An 11,878-nucleotide genomic window follows, 5' to 3' on the forward strand; every position below is an offset into this window, starting at 1 on the left:
GTTTCCTAGAGCACTCTGCTCATTTGCGGTGCCGCTCATGATCGGACTCATCATCGTCGACGTGCCGTTATGGTCCATCTTCGCTGTAGCCGCGCTCGCATCAATTGCAGCGCTCGCATTCTCTTTCACCCTGCCTCGCCTTGATCTCGACCCAAAGGCGACGACACCAATCCTGAGACGGATCGTCGAGGGAGGACGCTATGTCGCCAGTCATCGCCTGCTTCTGCCAATCACGCTGTGTTCGGTATTCTGGAACTTCGCGTTCGCAGCACTTCTCGTCGTGCTCGTTCCCGTCCTCCAGAATGTCTACCTATTCGATCCGGGTGCGTTTGGGTTTGCGCTAGCGTCTTTTGGTTTGGCGGCTATTTTCGGCTCTTGGCTCGCGGGGCGATTATCCGACCTGGTAGAACCCCGGATCGTGCTATTGTTCGGCCCTGGAAGCTCCGTCATCGCAGCGATTGGGCTAATGGTCATTGATGCAGGCACTCCAGAAGCTTGGCTCCACGTGTGCTTCTTCCTTCTCGGCTTCGGTCCATCGCTGTGGCTCGTGGCCCAAAACGCGGTAAGGCAACTCGTCTCGCCGCCACCCCTTCTCGGGCGCGTGAATGCAATGATACAAACAGCGATCTACGGGGTTCGGCCTATTGGCGCCCTGGCTGGCGGACTTGTTGCTGGTGATGCCGCGCCAATGGCGGGTCTCGGCATGGTCGCAGTAGCCTTTGGTTTCTCGTTCGCGGTCTCGCTCTTCAGCGATCTGCGAAAAGTCGCGAGCTATCATTCATTGAGAAACATCTCCGCTGCAGGATAGATACTGGATTCATACTCTGGCCTTGAGAGAACGATGGACTCATGAACGACCCTGTCACACTATTCGGTTTTCGCCATAGCGTTTATCAACGCGTTGCCCGCGTTGCCCTGAAAGAGAAGGGTGTTCTGTTCACCGTCGAAGAGATAGATCCGTTCGATGTGATTGAGGCCGAGCGGCTGCGCGATCTTCACCCGTTCGGTCGCGTACCTGTTTTACGGCACGGAAGCTTCGTTCTGTACGAGACAAGCGCCATCACACGTTACGTTGATGCCGCCTTCATCGGACCGAGCCTCGTTCCCGATGATCCTCGCGCCGCTGCACAGATGGCGCAGGTTATCGCCATCCTCGACTCCTACGGCTACTGGCCGATGATCCGACAGGTCTTCTCCCGGCGGGTTTTTGCACCTCACGAAGAGAGCACTTGCAACGAGACCGAGGTGGCTGAGGGGCTGGAGAGTTCGCTGCGTGTCCTTTCAGCGCTAGAGGCCATCGCGGCCGAGCGGCGTGTGCTCACGGGGGATGCCGTCTCGCTCGCGGATTGCCATCTGGGCGGGATGATGGATTATTTCACGAGAGCGCCTGAAGGCGCAGATCTCACGCAAGGCCTGCCTTGTCTGGATGCTTGGTGGCAAAAAGTCCGAGTTCGTCCTTCGATCACCGGGCTCGATCCGGGAGATGATACAGCTCTCTGATGGCCGGGCATGCCGTTGTGAAACGGAGCATTCGACAGCGGAGCGCATTTTGACCGGCACCTGCGCCGATTATCCGACACCACGCCCCAAAATACGTACGACGCGGTCGATTGTCCGACGAACCTCGGGCAAAGATCGATCATCGTCATGCGTAACTAACCATTGATCGTGGGATAATTCAGGGATCAAGTTGCCTAGACGTTCCAGCTCGGCCTGCGCATCCCCGATAAAGGTCGGCAAAACCACGCGACCAGCGCCGATCAAAGCCATGTCGAGCGCGAGCCGGGGATGGCTTACCTCCTGCAGGATACGACCGTCCGCGATCGCCGTGACCCATCTCGCGGATGGCGTGTCGGCATGTACCTTGATCCAGCCATCCGCGGTGCCCGGCATCGCGTAGGGTGCGAAATCTACACGCGCGAGTTTGCGTCCCGCAAGTCCCGCCTCAGCCGGTTGCCGGTTCCGAATACCGATGACAGCTTCTCGCCGACTGATGTTGAGGATGTCTTCCGCCGCAATGAAGCGCACGCGGACATCTTGGGGATCGCCCACGAGGTCGTGCAAGCGTTTGACGATCGCCAAGGTTGTCCAGGTTCCCGCGGACAGTTTGACCAGCGGAATAGTCTCGCCAGTTTGTCTGGCCGTGATCCGATCGATCTTTCCAGCTATGTTTTCGACTTCGCCCAGCAACACGCGACCGGCGTCGGTCAGGTCGTATCCGTGCGATCTGCGGACGAAGAGTTCACGTCCCATTGTGCGCTCTAGAGCCCGCATCCGCCGCCCCAGGGTAGGCGGGCTCGACCCGGCAATGCGCGCGGCCGCCGAAAGACCGCCAGTGCGGGCAACGGCTAGGAAAGCGGACAGATCATCCCACCTCACGCCTGATAATGTTTGTTCATCCATGAAACGATCCTTTCGTTTCATGTCGTTCCACATGGGTGGGTAGTTGTCTACCTTGCTGTGTACACCCGCATCTTGATCCGAGGAAATTCCGTGAAACTGCACCTGCCCAACATGTCCGATGGCCTGCCATCGCAAGCCCGTCGCCGAGAGCTCCAACGGCAAGAGCAAGATTTCCTGATTGCGCATTCCGGCCCCGGTGTGCGTGCGCTCTATCGGCTCTCGGCGCTACTGGATTGGAGATAGCGCAATGCCGAATACTACGAACAAGACTGGCACCCCCGCCACTCTTCCGACCTCGGTGCTTGGTCGCAACGGACCGAATGTCTCACGCCTCGCTCTGGGCACGATGACGTTCGGTGCGGAGACGGAGGAGGCCGAGGCGCATCGGCAACTCGGCATGTTTGTCGCCAAAGGCGGCACGATGATCGACACCGCAGATGTCTATTCCGCTGGTGTGTCGGAAGAAATGATCGGTCGGTGGGGCAAAAACCGTGGTGGTCTCAATGACCTCGTAATTGCGACGAAGGGGCGCTTCGCCCCGCCGCTTGGCAGCAATGGGGCCTCTCGACGGGCCCTAGTTCGATCGGTCGACGCAAGCTTGCGGCGACTGCAAGTGGAGGCGATCGATCTTTATTATGTCCATGGTTGGGACCGCTACACGGATGTGACGGAAACACTCGCGACCCTCAGCGATCTCGTTAAGGCCGGAAAGCTACATCATACAGGATGGTCGAATATCACGGGGTGGCAACTCCAGAGCATCGTCTCCACTGCCCGTTCACAGGGTCTCCCGGTCCCCGTGGCGCTCCAGCCACAATACAACCTCCTCGATCGCGGCATCGAAATCGAAGTCCTTCCTTGCGCACTTGAAAACAGTATCGGCGTGACGCCTTGGTCGCCGTTGGCGGGTGGTTGGCTCACAGGCAAATACAGCGCCGATGTATTTCCCTCGGGCGCAACCAGGTTGGGCGAAGACCCCGGTCGGGGCGTGGAGGCTTATGATCTGCGCAACACAGCGCGCACCCACGCGGTGCTGGATGCGCTTCGGGCGATCGCGCAGCGCCATGACCGGCCGATGGCCCATATCGCGATCGCCTGGCTTTTGTCTCGACCGGGCGTCGCATCGGTACTCCTTGGCGCGCGCACTGCCGAGCAACTCGACGCCAACCTCGCAACGGCAGACTTCCAACTCAATTGTGCCGATTTGGCCGCGCTGACAAAGGTCTCGGCACCTGGGTTGCCATCCTACCCTTACAAGTTTGTCCAGGACTGGTCGGAGATGGACACGTGGTGGACGCTAGGGACCTGATCGAATTGTGTGATCCACGCGTGCGATTTTGCGCTCACCTGATCTCACATCCAATGGATACAGTTGAGAAGGCGGTTCGCGCCTGCTGTCAACAGGGCGACAGACGTTCGCACACATTTTCTAAAGACATCAGGAAACCGCTCGCTCCGTCACCAAGTCATGGACGAAATCCACTTGCGCCATGCGGCGCCCGAAGGAAATACAGCGGGTCCGCGCCTGCTCGATGAAACCGGTCCGAGCATAGAGCGAGCAGGCGGCGGCATGGGTGTCGAACGTCGATACCTCTATTTGTCTGAAGCCAGAGTCTCTCGCCGCCTCGAGAGCTGCCAGCAGCATGGCGCGACCCAATCCCTCGCCGTGGAGCTGTCGATCGAGATAAAACAACCGGATGCGTGCAGAATTCCCCGTGTCGCACAGAAAAATCGAGCCGTGATGCACATCAGCGGAGCCTTCAAGGACCAGACCGAACGTTCGATCTTCCTCGATCCGCCTGTCTATATCCGAAAGTGCTTTCCAAACGACGTCATCGAAGCTCGGATCAAACCGTTCGACAGAGCGGTAGTGTGCGATATGGGCCGAAGCTACCCAGTCTCTGTCCGAAGCAGAATAGGGTCGCAACGCGAGACCTTCTCCCAATGACGTTCCGGTCATATCCTCTGTCCTCAGTGTGCGCGATGGTCCGCTCTGCGAAGGCCCGCCGAGAGTCATTGTCTCAAGGATTTCACCTGGAACCCATCCGCCCGGAAGTTAGACGGATCAAGCCAGGCAATAAAACGGGCCCGAATCTTCGGCCACTCCTCATCTGTTATCGAGTACCAGGCCGTGTCCCGGTTTTTGCCTTTCACAACCATGTGGTTTCGGAATATGCCCTCGAAAGTAAAACCAAAGCGATCCGCAGCGCGCCTGGACGGCTCATTCAGCGCGTTGCATCTCCACTGCCACCGGCGGTACCTCAAGTCGGTCATGACGTAGTCTGTCAGAAGAAAGAACGCCTCGGTCGACACCCGGCTTCTCGCGATGCGCGGTCCCCAAAGGATATGCCCAATTTCTGCGGTACCGTACCCAGGAAAAATGTCCATCAGGCTCTGCCTGCCTTCTGTTCGGCCGGAAGCAAGATCGATGACCGCGAAATACATCGGATCCTCGGACGTTGCGCGCGGGATTAGCCACGCTTGGAAGTCTGCCCGCGATGTCGGGATAGGGTCAGCAAGGAAGCGGTGTTGAGCATCAGCGTGCTCGCCGCTTATCGCTTCGAACAAAGCGTCCCTATGCCGCTCAGGGTCCAACGGCTCAAGGCGACACCATCGCCCTGTCAGCACTCGCCTTTCTGGAATGGGCCATTGCGATGAGAAATCGCTGACCGCCATATGCACCCCCTACCTGACCGCTTTCGAAAGATGCTCCAGCAGAGCTTGGGAGACCTCTACAGGCTTATCCTCCATCACGAAATGCCCCGCAGCCTCAATGAACGTGAGGCTTGAGCCGGGAATGGCTGTGTGCAGACGCTCCGCCCAGTGCGGCTTTTGCCACTGATCTTCTGCACCCCAAATAATGGAAACCGGCACCCGACCGAGTTCCCCGAGCCGTTCGCTGATGTCACTTGTGTGGCGATGGTCATAGTGAGCCACTTGATGTTGAAAGAAGCTCGACTGACCGACAGGTCCAGAGATGAAGTCCAGGTAACTCCCAAGAGGTCCGGCGCGCATCGCCGCTTCGTCGACCACGGTTGAAAGCAACCATTCCTTGAAGTGGTTCTCGTGTTCATCTGCGGGTGCGCGGATCAACGCGTCGAAGCCTGATTTCATCTGCTGTCGCGTTCTCTCGGATGGCCAGGAATCAAACGAACACACATCCAAAAGAGCTAAGGAACTGACGCGCTCCGGGTGCAGAATTCCAGCGCGTTGAGCAATTGCACCGCCGATGTCGTGTGCTAGCAGATGAACTGTTTCGGCGCCAAGCCTGTCCAGCAAGCCCAGCAGTACCGGCACTTGACCCGACACTGATGTATCGACCGAGGGGTTGTGGGGCCTTTCGGAAGCGCCATAGCCCAAAAGGTCGTAAGAAATAACGTGATATCCCGCTTCGATGAGTACGGGTGCCACGTTCCTCCAAATTATCGAGGAAGACGGTGTGCCGTGGACCAAAACTACATGCGCGCCTTTCGAGGCTTTCGGCAGCGCGTGTTCACCATAGGCGATCCGTCTCCCATCAATCAGCAGATCATCAGGGACCAACATCCTGTCAAATATGATGGGTGCAGCAGCGGTCATACGCTTCCCTTTCTTTCAATGACGAGGACGCGCGCTACTCCCTTGGGATTAGCAAAGTGTTCGTCACCATCCTCCGCGTGAAACACATCTCCGACTTCAAGGCGGATAACCCTTTCCTCGCCGTCACTGCGAGTGTGCATGTCGACGGTGCCGTCGAGCACAACGAAGACCTCCGGTCCATCGTTTATGTGCCACTTATAGGGCCTGTCGGTCCAATGCAGTCGAACAGTTGCTCCACCGATTTCCTCGATGTTGAGGGCGTCCCACGCGCTGAGCCCGGTGAAATCGCGAGGGCTATGCTTTTTCATTTTCCCTCCTGTGTGCTCGTGACAGTCCTTTGCCTCTCGAGCACCCGATTTTATCGGCATCGTCGCACCTCCCCACCATTCACTCAGTTCACCTTGCCTAGACGATCCGCTGTTCCAGTTCTCTCGGGTCCGACACTTGGACATGCCAGAAAGCTTCTGCATCCGGGCCAATCCTCTTGAGGACCCGATTAAGATCGCGCTGGTCAAGGCTCCTACGGAGAGCCCAAGCGGTCGCTTCGATTGCATTGTCGGGGGTCAAATTGTGGTTAACTCGCACACGCTTGGCCTCGATCGTCATCGTGTCGCGGTCCTCGAAAGATGCCGGGTGATCTTCGACCTGCCAGTTTTTCACGAACATTGCTCGAGTGACGCTGGGGAGAACGCTTGCAAAATCGAGGCCCTGTTGCGCAGTCAGGCGACGGCGGAACACTTGGAACACGGCGTCGACGGCCGTGTAGGTCATGTTGTCGGACTCCAGTGACATCCGCTCTTTTGCATCATCAAGAAAAGCACGAAACTCACGACTTGCGTGACGATAGGTCCAGGGCATCGGCATTCATCTGCCCTCGCTGTTTGCGATTGAGACAAGGCATCGAAGCAGGATGTCTTGCTCAGAGGAGCCTGAGCCTGCCATATCTAAACCCTCTGCAGTTTGGCGCCGAGCGATTGGAGGGCGTCGAGAAGAAAACTCGCCGCAGCCGATCCAAAGACGACTGCAAAAACGCTCTCAAGGACACGTCGAAAACGCCAATAACCCTGAGCAATGCCGCGATGCGAGAACAGCACCGCAAGCCCGACGAAGATAAGTACGCTTTGGAGTGCCACCGCACTGGCTATGATAAGTACGGTTTCGCTGGTAGCGCCCACCGGCAGACCGAATGCATAGAGTGCTCCGAAAAACAGGATCGCTTTGGGATTTGTCAAGTGGATCAGCAGACCACGCATGTAGCTACCTTCAGCCCTTGGAGCAGATTGCGAGCTGTTGTTCTCCTGGTTCTGGATTGCCGCTTTCGCGGACTTGAGAGCGAGCCAGGCAAGATATGCTGCGGCGAAGAACCTCAAGCCGATGACTGCCCATTCATTGGCTAGAATGATCGCGCTCATCCCGCCAGCCGCGATGGCGGACCAGATCCACGATCCCGTGGTGACACCAAGTGCCAGGGCGATGCCGGATGTCCGACCGTGCAGCATTGCCTCCCGGGAGATAGCGAGCGTTGCAGGACCCGGGCTCGCCTGCGCGACGAGCGCTGCTGCGAGGACTGGAGCAAGCATTAGAAAGAGATCGGGCATGTTTACGAAATCCAGACTGGTATGATCGAAAGGACAAGCAGGACCGCCATGACGAGATTGAACACTCGCATGCGACGCTCATCAGAGACAAGTTTCCGAAGCGATTGTCCGATCCCCGCCCAAGCGACGTTTGACGGCAAGCCTAACAACACGAAAGTGATGACCATGAGCATGATGGTTGCCGGCGACCAACCAACAGGCAAGAAAAGCGCGACGGCCGTGATGCACATGAGCCAAGCTTTAGGATTGACCACCTGAAAGACAGCGCCGGACCAGAACCCGAGATCTTCCCGTTCCGCTTCCCGTTTTGCTTTCCCGCCCCTTAGAAGGCTTGCCGCGAGATAGAGGAAATATCCCGTACCGATCACCTTCAGACTCAAGTGTGCCGCAGGGAACCGTTCGAACATAGTCCCAAGACCGTAGCTAACGCTCACAAGCAGAACCGAGAACCCAAAGTTGATACCAACGACGAACGGCATGGTTCGCCACAGGCCAACACGTAGTCCAGACCCGAGAATGAGAAGGTTATTCGGTCCGGGCGTGGCCGCGGAAACGAATGCAAAAACGGCGAAAGCCAAGAGAACATCGACGCTCATGAGGTTCTCTTTCGTCTGCTGTCCCCCGTCACATGGGGAAGCCTTTCATCGCCATAAGTGGAAATGACTTTAGACATTATGACGTGGTAGCCATTGTACCACTCCGCTTGCCGAGCTTTCGCCTGTCTGTGGACCGGATCGCGAACGAAAGCATCGAGACAAGCGCGGTCTTCCCAATAGTAGATTGCGAGTCGGATAGTTCCGTCCGGGGATCGCCAGTTTTCCTCTCCGAGAAAGCCATCAAGCCGGTTGGCACAGGCGTTGATCTGCGCGGTAAACGCATCAAACTCGGCATCGGTTTGGCCGGGGCGAAACATGAATGCAGCCTGAAACATGGATAGTCCGCCCTAAGTTGCTCTTTCGATGGAGCGCGGCGCCAACGGGCGCTGCAACGCGGCTGAAGCGGCTCCAAGGAGAAGAATGAAACCTGCGGCCGCCATACCTTGAGAAACGGACCCGGTCAGATCCGACACCAGCCCTGCCAAAACCGGTCCGACGATCTGGCCGAGCGCGAAGACGATTGTGAACATGCCGACAGCCCTGCCCCATACCGCTTGGTCCAGGTTCTTTCGGGCAAAACTGGTAACAGCCGTTGGCGCAATGAAAAACGAAAGGCCGAAGATGGCGACAGAGGTTATAAGGGCCGGAACAGATCCCGGAATGCCGATTGGGAGCAGTGTCGCCGCGCCGGTTGCAAGACAGGCCAGTGCCAGCGCTCCTCCGCCCGTGCTACGGGCGAGAACACCCCGCCAGAGGAACGGCGCTGCGATTACTCCAAGACCAATCAGCGTCCAGCATGCGGCGATCAAAGCAGCGCCAGCCGCACCTTCGTGCATCAGAGCGACAAGAAAAGTGAGATATACGATGTAGCCTACAGCGAAAAGAAAGTAGCCGAGTGTCAGCGGGATCTTCTTCATCATTGGTAGCCGTGGCGCGACCAACACGTGGATTCGGCTTGGCTCGGGGCACTTGCGCGCTGCCCAAAGCGCCGGCCAAACGGCAAGCGAAGACAGTCCCGCAAGAAACATCCACGCCGTCGGCCATGCGCTTGCGCCTTTGTAGTCGAAAAGGATCGGCAGCACCGCGCCGCTGGCGATCATTCCAAGCCCGCCTCCGCCAAAATAGAGACTGATTGCAAGCGAGTTCTGTGAAGGCGTGTCGCGAAACAGCGTCGCGGCCATCGCTCCGCCGGAGATGAAGATGCCCGCGCCTGCGACCCCCGCCGCAACCCGAAACACCGATTGCGTCCAGAGATCCGCAAAAACCGCCGATCCCACAAGCGCAATGGGCGTCACGACGATGCCAATAATGAAAATGCGACGAGGGCCTACGCGATCGACCAAGGCAAAGGTCGACAGAGCGCCCAGCAGGTACCCGGCAGCATTCGCCGTGTTGAGCCAACCCGCTTCGGTGAAACTCCAGACAAGATCGGTCTGCATTGCCGGAAGGATGAGGCCATATGCGAAGCGGGCAAGGCCATTACTGACTGCAGGACCAAGCGAAAGGCCTAAAACGATGAGCCACGGTGTCAAAGCCGTCGACGTCATGCCGCTGGTCGCAGGAGTTGTTCGGCAGCGGACCGCGCGGCTGAAATGGGAGCAATGTTCCGCTCAATAAATGCGTCTGTCAGGGCACCGTCCCAAAGTGCGAGAAGCTGTCGTCCGAGTAAGTCTGGGTCAGACAGCCCAATCTCTTCCGCGAGACGTGAGAAGCGACAACGTAGGGCAACTTTGTGACTGCGCACGAGGGCCAGTAGTCGCGCATCATCCACCTCGACGTGAGCCGCCAAGTCTATGAAGGCACACCCGCGAAACGAAGCTTTTCCAGCCAGATCGGCGGCGAGATCAAAAATGGCCAGGATCGCCAATCTGGGATCAGCTGAGGCTTCGATGACGACATCGATCGAAGCTTGGCGGTCCGTCGACACTGCGGCGTAGGCTGCGAGTGCGAGATCCTCTTTGGATTTGAAGTTGTTATACAACGACATCCGCGCAACGTCGGCTTCGCGGATGATCTCGTTAATGCCGACGCGGGTCAGACCGCGCTCCTGAAACAGGCGCGCCGCAGTGGCCGTGAGTCGTTCAGTGACTGATTCTTGCATATCGACTTGATAGTTCGACTTGTCTATCTAACGCAAGCTCGTTACTCACGTAATGTTCGGTCTGAAGTTGAAAAAAGACCGCGCGTGATTGGCGGAAGAAATGGAGCGATCAAATGCAGAGCCACGGGCGAGACGCCACCACAATATGGAACCTCGAGCGTGCCGCTGTGACGTCAGCCGGAAAGGTCGTATATGGCACCGCGGGCGAAGGGCCGCCGCTCGTCCTCGCACATGGTTGGCCCTGGTCTTCGTATTGCTGGCACCGGATCATTCCGGCCCTCGCTGAACGTTTTAAAGTCCATTGGTATGACATGCCGGGCTTTGGACGGTCAGAGCTTTCACCCGCTCGCCCGCCCTCGCTCGCCGTCCAGGGAGAGGTGTTTTGCGAGATGCTGGATCATTGGAGACTGAAGGCCCCGATGGTTGTCGCACATGATTTCGGCGGCACCGTGACGCTTCGAGCGCATCTTTTACATGGCAAGGAGTTCTCCGGCCTCGCATTGATGAATGTCGTCGCGATGAGACCTTGGGGATCCGAATTTTTCGAACATGTGAAGACCCACATCTGTGCTTTTACAGGACTTCCACCGCACATTCATGCAGCGATCGTTTGCGCGTACATCGACAGTGCGTTGGCGCATGCGCTTCCTAAAGAAGACTACGATAAGCTTGATGCTCCCTGGCTCACACCGGATGGCCAGAAGGCCTTCTGGCGGCAGTTCGAGCTGGCGGACGAAGCGTTCACGGCCGAGATTGAACCGCAGTATGGCGAAATCCGTTGTCCAACATCGGTGCTATGGGGATCCGACGACCCTTGGATTCCGATCTCTCGAGGCATGGCGCTTGCTGAGCGGATCGGCGTTACACTGACACCCCTACCGGGCCTCGGGCACCTCCCTCAATTGGAAGCTCCGGACGTCGTGCTGCAAAACCTTTCTGCGCATCTATTCAAATAGTGAAGTGCCTTCCTGAAGAACCGAGACAAAATGCCGACCGGAATGAGCAAAATTAGCGAAAAAAACATCGCGCTGGTTCACGCATACATCGATGCGTACAACCGCTTCGATATCGAACGAATGGTGAAGCAACTACACCCCGAGGTGGTATTCCAGAACTATTCGAATGGCAAATTGACCCATGAAACGCGCGGAGCGTTGGAATTCCGAAAGCAGGCCGAAAAGGCCGCCCGGATGTTCAGTGAGCGAAATCAAGTCATAAAGACGGTCAACGCACAGCATGCTACTCTCGTTGTCGTTATCGACTACATGGGAACCATTGCACAAGATTTTCCCGATGGGCTTAAGGCTGGCGAAGAAATCAAACTCCTCGGAATAAGTGAGTTTACGTTCCTCGAAGGAAAGATAGCGACGATCGTTGATCGAAGCTGACACCGCAATCCAATTCTCAACACCTTGAAATTGAATAGAAAAACGGAGGCCGGAGATTGATTCAGAAACTTGATCTTCAAAGGAAAGAAGACGATGAGATTGAGCGCCTTGTGGCGCTGATCGATAGTGCCCCGTAGCGTGGCGTAGGAAACTGCGGGCGACGCCACAGGCGGCGCCGCCGGTCACCGTCGATCTTCGAAGGAGGTGTCGCGT

16 protein-coding genes are annotated in these 11,878 nt (G+C 57.4%); 5 read left to right on the forward strand and 11 right to left on the reverse strand.

What is annotated here, in order from left to right; genetic code table 11:
* A partial coding sequence (locus tag Q1B16_RS21920; RefSeq protein WP_299794427.1) for an MFS transporter occupies window positions 1-808 on the forward strand: 808 nt, incomplete at its 5' end.
* 41 nt (window positions 809-849) lie between these two features.
* Window positions 850-1,500 (forward strand): glutathione S-transferase family protein, encoded by a 651-nt coding sequence (locus tag Q1B16_RS21925; RefSeq protein ID WP_299794430.1) that lies wholly within the window; start codon window positions 850-852, stop codon window positions 1,498-1,500.
* Window positions 1,501-1,569: 69 nt separating this feature from the next.
* Here Q1B16_RS21925 and Q1B16_RS21930 read toward each other — a convergent pair whose 3' ends face one another.
* The gene (locus Q1B16_RS21930; protein WP_299794433.1) at window positions 1,570-2,589 is read right to left on the reverse strand and encodes a LysR family transcriptional regulator; all 1,020 of its coding nucleotides are present in this window, start codon (window positions 2,587-2,589) and stop codon (window positions 1,570-1,572) included.
* A 61-nt stretch (window positions 2,590-2,650) separates the two neighbouring features.
* Between Q1B16_RS21930 and Q1B16_RS21935 the strand changes: the two genes are divergently transcribed.
* Complete coding sequence (locus Q1B16_RS21935) at window positions 2,651-3,712, forward strand: aldo/keto reductase (RefSeq protein WP_299794436.1); 1,062 nt, start codon at window positions 2,651-2,653, stop codon at window positions 3,710-3,712.
* A 129-nt stretch (window positions 3,713-3,841) separates the two neighbouring features.
* Here Q1B16_RS21935 and Q1B16_RS21940 read toward each other — a convergent pair whose 3' ends face one another.
* The 10 genes from Q1B16_RS21940 to Q1B16_RS21985 form a co-directional block, all read right to left on the reverse strand.
* Window positions 3,842-4,363 (reverse strand): GNAT family N-acetyltransferase, encoded by a 522-nt coding sequence (locus Q1B16_RS21940; protein WP_299794439.1) that lies wholly within the window; start codon window positions 4,361-4,363, stop codon window positions 3,842-3,844.
* A gap of 53 nt (window positions 4,364-4,416) precedes the next feature.
* The gene (locus Q1B16_RS21945) at window positions 4,417-5,079 is read right to left on the reverse strand and encodes a GNAT family protein (RefSeq protein ID WP_299794442.1); all 663 of its coding nucleotides are present in this window, start codon (window positions 5,077-5,079) and stop codon (window positions 4,417-4,419) included.
* A gap of 9 nt (window positions 5,080-5,088) precedes the next feature.
* Complete coding sequence (locus tag Q1B16_RS21950) at window positions 5,089-5,982, reverse strand: alpha/beta hydrolase (RefSeq protein WP_299794445.1); 894 nt, start codon at window positions 5,980-5,982, stop codon at window positions 5,089-5,091.
* A complete protein-coding gene (locus Q1B16_RS21955) occupies window positions 5,979-6,290 on the reverse strand; it encodes a cupin (RefSeq protein WP_299794448.1) in 312 nt (103 codons plus the stop codon). The genes Q1B16_RS21950 and Q1B16_RS21955 overlap by 4 nt, the downstream gene beginning before the upstream one ends.
* Before the next feature lie 97 nt (window positions 6,291-6,387).
* Entirely contained in the window at window positions 6,388-6,846 is a 459-nt protein-coding gene (locus Q1B16_RS21960; RefSeq protein ID WP_299794451.1) for a DUF2267 domain-containing protein, read from the reverse strand.
* Between the two features lie 80 nt (window positions 6,847-6,926).
* Entirely contained in the window at window positions 6,927-7,580 is a 654-nt protein-coding gene (locus Q1B16_RS21965) for a LysE family transporter (protein WP_299794454.1), read from the reverse strand.
* A gap of 2 nt (window positions 7,581-7,582) precedes the next feature.
* Window positions 7,583-8,176, reverse strand: a complete 594-nt coding sequence (locus Q1B16_RS21970) for a LysE family translocator (protein ID WP_299794457.1) — start codon at window positions 8,174-8,176, stop codon at window positions 7,583-7,585.
* Complete coding sequence (locus tag Q1B16_RS21975; protein ID WP_299794460.1) at window positions 8,173-8,511, reverse strand: antibiotic biosynthesis monooxygenase; 339 nt, start codon at window positions 8,509-8,511, stop codon at window positions 8,173-8,175. The genes Q1B16_RS21970 and Q1B16_RS21975 overlap by 4 nt, the downstream gene beginning before the upstream one ends.
* Window positions 8,512-8,523: 12 nt before the next feature.
* Window positions 8,524-9,723: a YbfB/YjiJ family MFS transporter gene (locus tag Q1B16_RS21980; RefSeq protein ID WP_299794463.1), complete on the reverse strand. Its 1,200-nt coding sequence runs from the start codon at window positions 9,721-9,723 to the stop codon at window positions 8,524-8,526.
* On the reverse strand, window positions 9,720-10,277 hold the full coding sequence (locus Q1B16_RS21985; protein ID WP_299794466.1) for a TetR/AcrR family transcriptional regulator: 558 nt from the start codon (window positions 10,275-10,277) through the stop codon (window positions 9,720-9,722). The genes Q1B16_RS21980 and Q1B16_RS21985 overlap by 4 nt, the downstream gene beginning before the upstream one ends.
* A 113-nt stretch (window positions 10,278-10,390) precedes the next feature.
* Here Q1B16_RS21985 and Q1B16_RS21990 point away from each other — a divergent pair, with 113 nt between their 5' ends.
* Both Q1B16_RS21990 and Q1B16_RS22400 read left to right on the forward strand, forming a co-directional pair.
* Window positions 10,391-11,233, forward strand: coding sequence for an alpha/beta hydrolase (locus Q1B16_RS21990; protein WP_299794469.1), 843 nt, complete (start codon window positions 10,391-10,393; stop codon window positions 11,231-11,233).
* A gap of 120 nt (window positions 11,234-11,353) precedes the next feature.
* A complete protein-coding gene (locus Q1B16_RS22400) occupies window positions 11,354-11,665 on the forward strand; it encodes a nuclear transport factor 2 family protein (RefSeq protein WP_366140192.1) in 312 nt (103 codons plus the stop codon).
* The last annotated feature ends 213 nt before the right edge of the window (window positions 11,666-11,878 follow it).

The sequence above is a fragment of the uncultured Marivita sp. genome, assembly GCF_947488135.1.
GTDB lineage: Bacteria > Pseudomonadota > Alphaproteobacteria > Rhodobacterales > Rhodobacteraceae > Marivita.

Excerpts from the sequence above, each read along its gene's own strand:
- Q1B16_RS21960 (WP_299794451.1), bottom strand. The coding sequence starts at position 6,846 with ATGCCGATGCCCTGGACCTATCGTCACGCAAGTCGTGAGTTTCGTGCT.
- Q1B16_RS21935 (WP_299794436.1), top strand. The coding sequence starts at position 2,651 with ATGCCGAATACTACGAACAAGACTGGCACCCCCGCCACTCTTCCGACC.
- Q1B16_RS21950 (WP_299794445.1), bottom strand. The coding sequence starts at position 5,982 with ATGACCGCTGCTGCACCCATCATATTTGACAGGATGTTGGTCCCTGAT.
- Q1B16_RS21965 (WP_299794454.1), bottom strand. The coding sequence starts at position 7,580 with ATGCCCGATCTCTTTCTAATGCTTGCTCCAGTCCTCGCAGCAGCGCTC.
- Q1B16_RS21980 (WP_299794463.1), bottom strand. The coding sequence starts at position 9,723 with ATGACGTCGACGGCTTTGACACCGTGGCTCATCGTTTTAGGCCTTTCG.
- Q1B16_RS21985 (WP_299794466.1), bottom strand. The coding sequence starts at position 10,277 with ATGCAAGAATCAGTCACTGAACGACTCACGGCCACTGCGGCGCGCCTG.
- Q1B16_RS22400 (WP_366140192.1), top strand. The coding sequence starts at position 11,354 with ATGGTGAAGCAACTACACCCCGAGGTGGTATTCCAGAACTATTCGAAT.
- Q1B16_RS21990 (WP_299794469.1), top strand. The coding sequence starts at position 10,391 with ATGCAGAGCCACGGGCGAGACGCCACCACAATATGGAACCTCGAGCGT.
- Q1B16_RS21925 (WP_299794430.1), top strand. The coding sequence starts at position 850 with ATGAACGACCCTGTCACACTATTCGGTTTTCGCCATAGCGTTTATCAA.
- Q1B16_RS21945 (WP_299794442.1), bottom strand. The coding sequence starts at position 5,079 with ATGGCGGTCAGCGATTTCTCATCGCAATGGCCCATTCCAGAAAGGCGA.
- Q1B16_RS21955 (WP_299794448.1), bottom strand. The coding sequence starts at position 6,290 with ATGAAAAAGCATAGCCCTCGCGATTTCACCGGGCTCAGCGCGTGGGAC.
- Q1B16_RS21930 (WP_299794433.1), bottom strand. The coding sequence starts at position 2,589 with ATGCGCAATCAGGAAATCTTGCTCTTGCCGTTGGAGCTCTCGGCGACG.
- Q1B16_RS21970 (WP_299794457.1), bottom strand. The coding sequence starts at position 8,176 with ATGAGCGTCGATGTTCTCTTGGCTTTCGCCGTTTTTGCATTCGTTTCC.
- Q1B16_RS21940 (WP_299794439.1), bottom strand. The coding sequence starts at position 4,363 with ATGACCGGAACGTCATTGGGAGAAGGTCTCGCGTTGCGACCCTATTCT.
- Q1B16_RS21975 (WP_299794460.1), bottom strand. The coding sequence starts at position 8,511 with ATGTTTCAGGCTGCATTCATGTTTCGCCCCGGCCAAACCGATGCCGAG.